Genomic DNA, 11,118 nt, shown 5'->3' with positions numbered 1-11,118 from the left:
GATCACTTCCGCAGGAAGGGCTCTGACCCCATCAATCACCCTGGAGTCTTCCGCATGAAGCGCACGCTCGTCCTCGCCGCCGCTCTGGCCGCTGCCCTTCCCTTCTCTGCCCTGGCCCACAAGGCCTGGCTGCTGCCCTCGCAGACCGTGATCGCCGGCAACGCGCCGTGGATCACCGTCGACGGTGCGGTCTCCAACGACCTGTTCTACTTCAATCACGTGCCGCTGCGCCTCGAATCGGTGGTCATCACCGCCCCGGACGGCAGCACCGTGCAGGCGCAGAACGCGGCCACCGGCAAGTACCGCAGCGTGTTCGACGTCGAGCTGAAGCAGCAGGGCACCTACCGCATCGCCTCGGTCAACGACGGCCTGTCGGCCACCTATGAGCTGAACGGCGAGCGCAAGCGCTGGCGCGGTACCGCCGCTACCTTCGGCGAACTGCCCAAGGATGCGAAGAAGCTGGAAGTGAGCCAGTCGGTCGGCCGCGTGGAGACCTTCGTCACCAACGGGGCGCCGAACGACACCGCGCTGAAGCCGACCAACCGCGGCATCGAACTGGTGGCCGTCGGTCACCCGAACGACCTGTTCGCCGGCGAGGAAGCCACCTTCCGCGTACTGGTCGACGGCAAGCCGACCGCAGGCCTGGAGTTCGAGATCGTGCGCGGCGGCACCCGCTACCGCAACGCGCAGGACGAGCAGAAGCTGACCAGCGACGCCAAGGGCGAGATCAAGGTGACCTGGCCGGAAGCCGGCATGTACTGGCTGGAAACCGGCACCGAGGACAAGAAGACCTCGGTCAAGCAGGCCGCCAAGCGCCGCCTCAGCTACGTCGCCACGCTGGAAGTGCTGCCGCAGTAAAGACAGCGCTGCGATACCCGGCACGCCCTGGTATCGCAGCCTGCCACGCATGCCCATGACCTCTACCGCACTCGACATCGCCCGGCTGGGCGGCACCACCATGGGCACCACCTGGAGCGTGTCGCTGGTCGTACCGCGCCAGCGCGACCTGCATCCACTGCATGCTGGCATCCAGGCACGTCTGGATGAAGTGGTCGCGCAGATGAGCACCTGGGAAGCGGGTTCCGACCTGAGCCGCTACAACCGTGCCGACGCAGGTCAGTACCTCGTGCTTCCCATCGAAACACGCCATGTGTTGGCCTGCGCGCAGGCCATCGCTGCAGCCAGCGGCGGTGCGTTCGACCCCACCGTCGGCCCGCTGGTGGCGCTGTGGGGCTTCGGCGCCCATGCCGGCGCACGGCGCGCACCCGATGCCGCCACGTTGCAGGCAACCCGTGCACGCTGCGGCTGGCAGCGCCTGCACTGGCAGGACGATGCGCTGCTGCAGCCCGGTGGCCTGGAGCTGGATCTTTCGGCGATCGCCAAGGGCTTCGGCGTCGACCACGTCGCCGCCTGGCTGCGCGGCCAGGGTATCGATGCCGCACTGATTGAAGTCGGTGGGGAACTGGCCGGTTACGGCCGCAAGCCGGACGGCCAGCCGTGGCGCGTGCTGGTGGAGTCGGCGCCGGAAGAAGATGCCCACACCGATACGCCACCGCGTGTCCTGGCGCTGGACGGAAAGGCGGTGGCCACCTCCGGCGATCGCTGGCACCACTATCACGACGATGACGTGGCCTACAGCCACAGCCTTGACCCGCGCAGCGGCACGCCGGTACGGCAGGTCGCAGCCGCCGTCACCGTGGTCGCCAGCGACGCGATGCACGCTGACGCCTGGGCCACCGCGCTGACCGTACTCGGCCGCGATGCAGGCATCGCGCTGGCAGAGCGCGAGGGGTTGGCCGCGCGCTATCTGGAACGCACCACCACCGGCCCACGCGAAACCCTCAGCAGCGCCTTCCAGCAGCTGCTGGATGAGCAGGCTGGATGAGCATGCGTTTCCCGCGCGCGACCGTTGGCAACGTCATGGTGCTGGCCCTGCTGGCCGTGATCGGCGGGGCACTGCTGCGTCTGCACCTGGGCGAAGCGTGGTGGCAGGGTGCACCGCCGGCTCGGCAATGGGGCATCGCGCTGGCCGCCACTGCGCTGTATCTGCTGGCGTGTGGCGTGCTGTGGTGGCGCAGCCGTCCGCGCGACGACACGCCCGAAGGCGGCAACCCACCGATGCTGCTGGTCTGGTCCAGCCAGACCGGCTTCGCCCGCGAACTGGCCGAGCGCAGTGCGCAGGCTCTGCGCTCGGCCGGCATGCCGGTGCGCCTGCGCGGTCTGCATGAGGTCGATGCCACCCTGCTGGCGGGCAGCGCGCGTGTACTGTTCATCGTCAGCACCACCGGCGAAGGCGATGCACCCGACCACGCCCTGCCCTTCCTGCGCAAGGTAATGAGCACGCAGCCGCCGCTGCAGCACGTGCAGTACGGGGTGCTCGCACTGGGCGATCGCAGCTACGGGCATTTCTGCGCGTTCGGCCACCAGCTGCATGACTGGCTGCGCCAGCACGGAGCACATCCGCTGTTCGATGCCATTGAAGTCGACAACGCCGATCCAGCTGCCCTGCGCCACTGGCAGCAACTGCTTGGCCAGCTCGGCGGCGGCGCGAGCGAACTTCCCGATTGGACACCGGCCGAGTACCAGCCGTGGACGCTGCTGCAGCGTACCCACCTCAACCCCGGCAGCGCCGGTGGTCCGGTCTATTGGCTGCGCCTGCAGCCCCCGACCGGCAGCGGCGCGCAGTGGCAGGCCGGTGACATCGCCGAGGTCGGTCCGCAGCATGCCGAACAGAGCACGCGCGACTGGCTGCAGACGCAGGGCTTCGACGCGGACACCGTGTTGGACGACGGCACTACGCTGCTCGCCCGCGTTGCGCGCTCGCACCTGCCGTCATTGGTTGCAGCAGGCGATCTGCCTGGGCTGTTGGCGGCCCTGCAGCCCCTGCCACATCGCGAATACTCCATCGCCTCGGTGATGGACGACGGCGCGGTGGAACTGCTGCTGCGCCGACAGCTGCGTGCCGATGGCACGCCGGGCATCGGCAGTGGCTGGCTGTGCGACCACGCCGCCATCGGCGGGCCGGTACAGATGCGCCTGCGCCGCAACGAGAATTTCCATGGCGTCGCCGCTGATGTTCCACTGCTGCTGATCGGCAACGGCACCGGTATCGCCGGCCTGCGCGCGCACCTGCACGAACGCGCACTCATTGGCGGTGCCCGCACCTGGCTGTTGTTCGGCGAACGCTCGGCCGCGCATGATTTCCACTTCGGCGATGAACTGCAGGCGATGCTCGGCAACGACACGCTGACCCGCCTGGATACGGTATTCAGCCGTGATGGCGGCGCACATCGCTACGTGCAGGATCGCCTGCTGGCCGAAGCATCCACGCTGCGGCAGTGGGTCGATGACGGCGCGACGATCCTGGTCTGCGGCAGCCTGCAGGGCATGGCCCCGGCAGTGGATGCGGTGATCGAGCAGGTGCTCGGTGCCGACGGCAAGGAAGCGCTGCTGCTGGCCGGTCGTTACCGGCGCGACGTGTATTGAGCGAACGTTTGGGGCAAACCGCCTCTTGTGGGTGCGAACTGCCTCCTGGTGGGTGCGAACCTTGGTTGGCACCCTGCTGCGATATCGGCTGCTGCATCCACGCATGGCGTGGATCTACTGAACGGCTGGCGGCGATCCCTTGTTCGCACCCTGCTGCGATATCGGCTGCTGCATCCACGCATGGCGTGGATCTACCGAACGGCTGGCGGCGATCCCTTGTTGGCACTCTGCTGCGATATCGGCTGCTGCATCCACGCATGGCGTGGATCTACTGAACGGCTGGCGGCGATCCCTTGTCCGCACCTGCGATATCGGCCGCCGCATCCACGCATGGCGTGGATCTACGCGGATCCAAGGTGACAACCATGCTGCAGTAGATCCACGCCATGCGTGGATGATTGCCTCCGGGCGCCGACGCTGGCTCAGCCGCCCGCCGCGCTCACCCGTATCGCCAACAACTCGCCGCCGCCCTGCAATGCATGCCGCTGACGCTCACCGGCGGCCAACCACGCGGTATCGCCGGCCTGCATCGCAGGCAATCCGCTGTCCGCGCCGAACGTGGCCTGCCCGCCCAACAGGTGTAGGGCCCAGGCCACGCCCGGCTCGCAGAAGAAGAACATCGGCCCGACCAGTGGACGATGCAGCAGCTCGGCCTGCAGCAGTCCGCGCTTCCACATCAGGTTGAAATCGTGGGTGGTGCCGTCCACCAGCTCGCCGTGCAGCGCAGCTTCACCGGCAAAACGCACGCGCCCATGCGGTGGCAGCACCTCGGCTACGCGGCCGTCCTCGAAACGCAGGCGCACGCCATTGCCCTGCAGCAGCACCAGTTCGCGCTCGACGCCCGGGAATGCGGAAAACGCGGCGTCCTGCTCGATCTCGGCCACCGACAGGCGCAACGCCCAATCATCGCCCTGCGCTGGCAACCGCAGGATCTCGCGGGTCCAGCCGAGGCCGTTGCGCCAGCGTTCGCGGCGGTAGTCCAGGCTGGAAATCACCTGGCTCGGGGTCTGCAACAGGGAGTCGATGTTCATGCGCGCATTGCATCATGCCGCGCGCCGTAACGCATCAACGCGTTGCAAGACCCGCAGCCGTACCGCAATCGCCGCCCAGCAGCTGTGAGTGCTTGAGCCAGTCCTTGTCGGGGTAGTACGCAAACACCATCGTGCCGCCTCGCAGCGCGTCGATCAGCGGCTTGGCCACCGACAACCGCACCGCCGGGCAGCCCAGACTGCGCCCCAACCGCCCCTGCAACTGCGCAGTGGACGGATTCACATACGGCGCACCGTGGATGACGATGGCGCGCTCGCGCGCACGATCGTTGAACCCCGGCTCCAATCCTGCCAGGCGCAGCGAATAGCCGTTGCCGCCCATGTAGGTTTCCTGCGCGGTGAACGCACCGATGCTGGACATGAAGCTGCCATCGCGGTTGGAGAAATGTTCGGTGCGGTTCTCGCCGCTGTTGCGGCCGTGCGCCACCCACTCCTCGAACAACAGCCGCTGGCGGGCGAGATCGAAGACCCACATCCGCGGCTCGGTGGACGGCCGCGAGTAATCGATCACGCTCAGGCGTTCACTGCTGACTCCCAGCTCCGGCCGCTGCAGTGCGCAGCGCATGGCGTGGGCAGCCAACTGCAGAACCCGACGGTCCGCCTTGGGCGCGGTGCGTGCCAGCTGCGCGGCGAGGTCGTCGGCGCTGATGGCGGCAATGGGCGTCTGTGCCCCGGCCGGGGCGCTGGCAGTGGTTGCCAGCAGGCCAAGGGCGGCCAGCCGGCACAGGCGGGAAGCAGACATGGGCACGTAGGGAGGTCTCAGGACCCCTTGAGGGTGGACGCTGGCGGCTCTGATTCCAAGACCGGCTGCATTCCCGATTCAGCCGCGCTTGGGCGCACCGCCGGCAGCGACGTCACCAGCAGGGTCGTGCCCGGCACCAGTACCTGGTACAGCTGGCGGGCGAAATCGGCCGGCAGGGCCATCGGCAACGACGGCGTGGCCAGCAGGTCCGGCGTGGCCTGGGCGCGGTCCTGGCCGAGCAGCGGATAGGCCGTCCACTGGTGCAGGCGCTGCTGTGCATCAAGCGGGCTGGGCGTATCGCTGTAGCCCTGGCCCATCACGAACAGGGTGGTGCCCTGGAACGCTGGCAGCGCGTCGGCCTTCAGCGGCGACTCACCGATCATCACGCCATCGCGCAGCACGTACAGGCGCTGGTCGTGCAGGCTGACCAGGATGCCGACCTGGCCACTGGGTGCGGCCGCATCATCCCACCAGGCCTTGTCGGGAGCACCGCCCTCGCCTTCCGGCAGGGCCTGGCCGCGTGCATTCACCGGCGCCAGCACCGCCGGATAGGCCAGCGTCATCGGCGCGCTCTTGGCATCGGCCACGACCACCGTATCGCCGCGCTTGGTTTCGCTGAACAGCTTCTGGGCGAAGGCCTGCGGCAGGCGCACGCAGCCATGCGAGGCCGGATGCCCGGGCAGGCTGCCGCCGTGAAGGGCGATGCCGTCCCAGGTCAGCCGCTGCATGTACGGCATGGGTGCGCTGTTGTAGAGGTTGGAGCGGTGGTCCTTGTCCTTCTGCAGGATGGTGAACACACCGGTCGGCGTCTCATGGCCGGTCTTGCCCGAGCTGATCGTGGTCAGGCCGATGGCAATGCCATTGCGGTACACGTAAGCCCGTTGCTCATCCAGGCTCACCACCAGCACGATCGGACCGGCCGGCGAGACTTCCGGATGCCACAGGTACTCGCCCGGCTTGAGGTCGGTCGGCCCGCGTACTTCGGAGGTCGTGGCCACGACAGGCTTGGAGGGTGCGGCCGCCTGTGCGGCGCACGGCAGTGCCAAGGCCACGGCGAGCATCAAGGTCAAACGGTGCAGGTGCATCCAGCAGGTTCCATTCCATGCGAAGACCCCACCGTACACCATGGGCACGTCGCAGCCGCGCCAAAAGAAATTGCCCGGCGACACAGCCATGTGTCGTACCGGGCAATCGTCACGTCCCTGTCGGCCTGCTGCCACCCCCTCGCATCCTGCGAAGCGGGGGCGGCGTTGCATCCTGCACGCGGCCGCGTCTGTCCTGTTTGTATCTCAGCCCCTTCCACAGGTCTGTGATGCCACCATCCTGGTGATTGGTGCCGCATCCCTGCGACGGTCGGCGGCTGCAGCCATCCTGTCCGCAGCCATTGAACCTGCATCCTGCAGATTCCGACGATTCCTGTTGTCAGCGCCTGGGTACGGTTCGCACCGGTACCGATCCGGGTACCGGATCCGCAGGCAACATCGTGTTGCCAACGGTGATCCGTCGTCGATTCCGTTCGACGATCGATGTCCCTATCCCCTTCACCTGCGTCAGGTCCTCGACGCGGTGAAACGGGCCGTGTCTGCGCCGGTGCTCGACGATCGCCGCAGCCTTGGTGGCCCCGACCATCGTCAATCCCTGCTGCAGCGCCTGGGCATCGGCCCGGTTGATGTCGATCGGCTCGGCAGCTTGCGCTCCCGCGATCCACACTCCCAGCACCAGCGCCCTTAACACGACAAACCAAGGCACGACGTGTATCTCCTTGTGGTTCTGACCGTCCCGACCGGCAATCCCGTCGGTCGAAACAGTGTCCGTCACCACATGCACACAGCGTATAGGGTTCACGGATTTCTAAAAGCCAGCCAAATACCCGACGTGATGTAGGGAAAACCCTACCCTTGGCCGAGGCGTAGAATGGGCGGATCAGCCATGCAACCGGAGTTTCAGATGGACAGCGCCAAGCTCGGCCAATTCGTCAATGACAAGTGGGACAGCGAAATCGTCCCGCAGTTGGTCGACTACATCCGCATTCCCAACAAGTCGCCGATGTTCGACGCCAACTGGGTGCAGAACGGCTACATGGAGCAGGCGGTCACCCTGATGGAAACCTGGGCCAAGGCCCAGGACCTGCCCGGCCTGAAGGTCGAAGTGGTGCGCCTGGAAGGCCGTACCCCGCTGATTCTGCTGGAAATTCCGGCTACCGGCGCCGAAACCGGCGACGACACCATCCTGCTCTACGGGCACCTGGACAAGCAGCCGGAGATGACCGGCTGGGACGACGACCTGGGCCCGTGGACCCCGGTCCTGCGCGGCGACAAGCTGTATGGCCGTGGCGGTGCCGATGACGGCTACGCCATCTTCGGCTCGCTGGCCGCCGTGCTGGCACTGCAGGCCCAGGGCTTGCCGCATGCCCGCTGCGTGGTGCTGATCGAAGCCTGTGAAGAGTCGGGCAGCTACGACCTGCCGGCCTACGTGGACCATCTGGCTGACCGCATCGGCAAGCCGTCGCTGGTGGTCTGCCTGGATTCGGGCTGTGCCAACTACGACCAGCTGTGGTGCACCACCTCGCTGCGCGGCCTGACCGGCGGCAACTTCTCGGTGAAGGTGCTCAACGAAGGCGTGCACTCCGGTGACGCCTCCGGCGTGGTGCCGTCCAGCTTCCGCCTGCTGCGCCAGTTGCTGTCGCGCATCGAGGACCAGGACACCGGCCGCATCCTGATCGACGGCATGAACGTGGAGATCCCGGCCGAGCGCCTGGAACAGGCCAAGCGTGCCGCCGACGTGGTCGACACCGCGATCTTCGAGAAATTCCCGCTGGTCGATGGCCTCAAGCCGATGAACGACGACCTGACCGAGCTGGTGCTCAACCGCACCTGGCGCCCGGCCCTGTCGGTGACCGGCATCGGCGGCATGCCGCCGCTGGAATCGGCCGGCAACGTGCTGCGCCCGCATACCGCAGTGAAGCTGTCGCTGCGCCTGCCGCCCACTGCCGATGGCAAGACCTGCGGCGAGCTGCTGAAGGAAGCGCTGCTGCGCGATCCGCCGAACGGCGCGCAGGTCACCCTGGACCTGGAAAAGGCCTCCACCGGCTGGAACGCGCCGGCGATGGCACCGTGGCTGACCAAGGCCATCGACGATGCCAGCCAGACCTTCTTCGGCAAGCCGGCGATGTACATGGGCGAAGGCGGCTCGATCCCGTTCATGGGCATGCTGGGCGAGAAGTTCCCGGGCGCCCAGTTCATGATCACCGGCGTGCTCGGCCCGCACTCCAATGCCCACGGCCCGAACGAGTTCCTGCACATCCCGATGGGCAAGAAGGTCACCTCGTGCGTGTCCAAGGTGATCAGCGAGCACTACGCGGCCAGCCTGCGTGGCGAGACCAGCGGTTCGCCGGTGGCCGCCGACAGCGGCACCCGCCACGGCGACCACGGCTGCTGCTGATCCAGCACGCAGTGACGGACGCAGCCCGGCCTTGCTAGGCTGCGTCCAACCTTCCAGAGCAGTGATCGCATGAACGGTCTGTTTGGCAGCACCAGCTGGCTCTACATCATCCTGGTCGGCTTCTTCGTCGGCCTGCTGGGACGCTTCTTCATGCCCGGCAACAACCGCATGGGCTGCCTGCTGACCATCGTGCTGGGCATCATCGGCGCGCTGCTGGCCGGCTGGTTCGGCCAGTACATGGGCTGGTACGCGCCCGGTGAACCGGCCGGCTTCCTCGGCGCGGTGCTGGGTGCGGTCGTCGTGCTGGCGATCCTGCGCCTGTTCAGCGGCCGCCGCTGAGCCGCCCTCTCTTTTCCCATTCTGCCCCCGACGTTGGCGCGCCCGGCGCGCCCGGATATGCCTGCATGACCGAACCCGCCTCTGATCCCCAGCGCAGCGCACAGCGCCTGCAATGGGCCCGTACCCAGCTTGACGACGGCAACACCGTGGTCGAACGCGCCTCGGTCGACGCCGGCATGCGCAGCTACTGGCGCACCACCAGCCATCGCGGCAGCCACATCGTGATGGACGCCCCGCCGGGGCTGGAAGACCCCACGCCGTGGCTGCGCATGCGCGGCCTGCTGCACGATCACGGCCTGCGCGTGCCCGCCCTGCTTGCCCAGGACCTCGACGCCGGCTTCCTGCTGCTGGAAGACCTGGGCGGCCCGACGCTGGCGAAGATCCTCGACGAACGCAATGCCGACGAGTGGTTCAGCCGATCCATCGATCAGCTGCTGCGCCTGCAGGCCATTCCGGTGCCGGCCGATTTCGGCCAGTTCGGCGAAGCGCTGCTGCAGCGTGATGCCGGCCTGTTCGACGAGTGGTTCCTGCAACGCCATCTTGGCCTTGAACTGGACTGCGGCGAGATCGAAGGCCTGCAGCTGGTGCACCGTCGGCTGATGGACAACGCGCTGGGCCAGGCCCAGCTGATGACCCACCGCGACTACATGCCGCGCAACCTGATGCCGGTGGATGGCGGCCCGGCGGTGCTGGATTTCCAGGACCTGGTGCGTGGCCCGATCGCGTACGACGCGGTAAGTCTGTTCAAGGATGCCTTCCTGAGCTGGCCGCTGCAGCGCGTGGACGAATGGCTGGCGCAGTATCACCAGCGCGCACGCGATGCCGGCCTGCCGGTACCCGACCGTGCCACTTTCCTGCGCGATGCCGACTGGATGGGCATCCAGCGCCACGTGAAGATCCTCGGCCTGTTCTGCCGCCTGCGCTATCGCGACAACAAGGGCCACTACCTGGACGATGCGCCGCGCTTCATCACCTACCTCGATGAAGTGCTGCCGCGCTATCGCGAACTGGCGCCCCTGCAGCAGTTGCTGGAAACGCGGATCAAACCGGCACTGGCCGAGTTGGCCGCGCCGATGCGCGTGCAGCGCTGAAGGCCGCATCGATGAAGGCACTGATTTTCGCCGCCGGCCTGGGTGAGCGCATGCGCCCCCTCACCCTGCACACGCCCAAGCCACTGCTGGCGGTGGCCGGCAAACCCCTGATCGCGTGGCATCTGGAGCGGTTGGCTGCGCTCGGCATCCACGACGTGGTGATCAACACCGCGTGGCTCGCCGAGCAGTTCCCGGCCGCATTGGGCGATGGCAGCCAATGGGGCCTGCGCCTGCATTTCATGCACGAAGGCGATACCCCGCTGGAAACCGGTGGCGGCATCCTCAATGCATTGCCGGCGCTGGGGGACGATCCGTTCCTGGTAGTGAACGGCGATATCTGGACCGATTTCGATTTCGCCACGCTGCCGCGTGAACCGGCCGGCCAAGCGCATCTGGTACTGGTCGACAACCCCGCGCAGCACCCCAATGGCGACTACCGGCTGGACGCGCACGGTGTACTGCACCATGACCGCGAAGGCCCGTGCCTGACCTATGCGGGCATCGGCGTCTATCGTCCGTCGATCGTGGCCGATTGGCGTGCGGTGATCGGTGAGGCACCGGGCAGCGAGTGTGTGCCACCGAAGTTTTCGGTGGTGCCGTTGCAGAAGCATTTCATGGCACAGGGGCTGATGACGGGGCAGCACCATCGCGGGCGCTGGACCGATGTCGGGACCGTTGATCGCCTGCATGCGCTGGATGCGGAGTTGACCGCGAACGGCTGAGCCCGTCGTGGTTGGTCGCTTGAATCAAAAGCCGTGCTTGGCCGGGCGGGTGGGCCATGCAGGGGACGCTGCAAGTACGTCCATGTAAGCTCGATGGCGCCATCCATGGCGCCAACGCCCCTGCATGGCCCACCCGCCCGACCTCTGACAGTCTGCGTGTGCGTCCAGCCACGGAAAAGAAGGAAAAGCAGAAGCGGGTCGCTTCGCTCTGGTGACGACCAACGGTCGTCACCCACCACAAGCAGAGA

Annotated in this window: 11 protein-coding genes; 7 read left to right on the top strand and 4 right to left on the bottom strand. The window is 67.1% G+C overall.

Annotated elements, in window-relative coordinates:
• Positions 1 to 54: 54 nt before the first annotated feature.
• From AC1VAN_RS02560 to AC1VAN_RS02550, 3 genes are read left to right on the top strand one after another with little or no spacing between them, the layout of a single operon-like run.
• Positions 55 to 858: a DUF4198 domain-containing protein gene (locus AC1VAN_RS02560; RefSeq protein WP_025873992.1), complete on the top strand. Its 804-nt coding sequence runs from the start codon at positions 55 to 57 to the stop codon at positions 856 to 858.
• Between the two features lie 55 nt (positions 859 to 913).
• Entirely contained in the window at positions 914 to 1,885 is a 972-nt protein-coding gene (locus tag AC1VAN_RS02555) for an FAD:protein FMN transferase (RefSeq protein WP_442252066.1), read from the top strand.
• Positions 1,882 to 3,486, top strand: a complete 1,605-nt coding sequence (locus tag AC1VAN_RS02550; RefSeq protein WP_442252067.1) for a sulfite reductase subunit alpha — start codon at positions 1,882 to 1,884, stop codon at positions 3,484 to 3,486. The genes AC1VAN_RS02555 and AC1VAN_RS02550 overlap by 4 nt, the downstream gene beginning before the upstream one ends.
• A gap of 422 nt (positions 3,487 to 3,908) precedes the next feature.
• Here AC1VAN_RS02550 and AC1VAN_RS02545 read toward each other — a convergent pair whose 3' ends face one another.
• The 4 genes from AC1VAN_RS02545 to AC1VAN_RS02530 all read right to left on the bottom strand — a co-directional run bounded on the left by AC1VAN_RS02545 (position 3,909) and on the right by AC1VAN_RS02530 (position 7,026).
• On the bottom strand, positions 3,909 to 4,517 hold the full coding sequence (locus AC1VAN_RS02545; RefSeq protein ID WP_032975832.1) for a HutD/Ves family protein: 609 nt from the start codon (positions 4,515 to 4,517) through the stop codon (positions 3,909 to 3,911).
• A gap of 34 nt (positions 4,518 to 4,551) precedes the next feature.
• The gene (locus AC1VAN_RS02540) at positions 4,552 to 5,277 is read right to left on the bottom strand and encodes a murein L,D-transpeptidase catalytic domain family protein (protein WP_025873996.1); all 726 of its coding nucleotides are present in this window, start codon (positions 5,275 to 5,277) and stop codon (positions 4,552 to 4,554) included.
• 17 nt (positions 5,278 to 5,294) lie between these two features.
• Positions 5,295 to 6,362, bottom strand: a complete 1,068-nt coding sequence (locus AC1VAN_RS02535; RefSeq protein WP_105164937.1) for a L,D-transpeptidase — start codon at positions 6,360 to 6,362, stop codon at positions 5,295 to 5,297.
• Between the two features lie 337 nt (positions 6,363 to 6,699).
• Positions 6,700 to 7,026 carry a ComEA family DNA-binding protein gene (locus AC1VAN_RS02530; RefSeq protein WP_033832065.1) on the bottom strand — a complete coding sequence of 109 codons (327 nt, stop codon included), beginning with the start codon at positions 7,024 to 7,026 and terminating at the stop codon, positions 6,700 to 6,702.
• A gap of 198 nt (positions 7,027 to 7,224) precedes the next feature.
• Here AC1VAN_RS02530 and AC1VAN_RS02525 point away from each other — a divergent pair, with 198 nt between their 5' ends.
• The 4 genes from AC1VAN_RS02525 to murU all read left to right on the top strand — a co-directional run bounded on the left by AC1VAN_RS02525 (position 7,225) and on the right by murU (position 10,870).
• Positions 7,225 to 8,718 (top strand): M20 family metallopeptidase, encoded by a 1,494-nt coding sequence (locus AC1VAN_RS02525; RefSeq protein ID WP_080149492.1) that lies wholly within the window; start codon positions 7,225 to 7,227, stop codon positions 8,716 to 8,718.
• Between the two features lie 69 nt (positions 8,719 to 8,787).
• Positions 8,788 to 9,057, top strand: a complete 270-nt coding sequence (locus AC1VAN_RS02520; protein ID WP_025874000.1) for a GlsB/YeaQ/YmgE family stress response membrane protein — start codon at positions 8,788 to 8,790, stop codon at positions 9,055 to 9,057.
• Between the two features lie 65 nt (positions 9,058 to 9,122).
• The gene (locus AC1VAN_RS02515; protein WP_442252382.1) at positions 9,123 to 10,148 is read left to right on the top strand and encodes an aminoglycoside phosphotransferase family protein; all 1,026 of its coding nucleotides are present in this window, start codon (positions 9,123 to 9,125) and stop codon (positions 10,146 to 10,148) included.
• 11 nt (positions 10,149 to 10,159) lie between these two features.
• Positions 10,160 to 10,870, top strand: coding sequence for an N-acetylmuramate alpha-1-phosphate uridylyltransferase MurU (gene murU, locus AC1VAN_RS02510; protein ID WP_478013570.1), 711 nt, complete (start codon positions 10,160 to 10,162; stop codon positions 10,868 to 10,870).
• Positions 10,871 to 11,118 lie beyond the last annotated feature (248 nt).

The organism is Stenotrophomonas sp. 05L44_2 (assembly GCF_056665995.1).
This window is presented reverse-complemented; position numbering and strand designations above follow the sequence as displayed.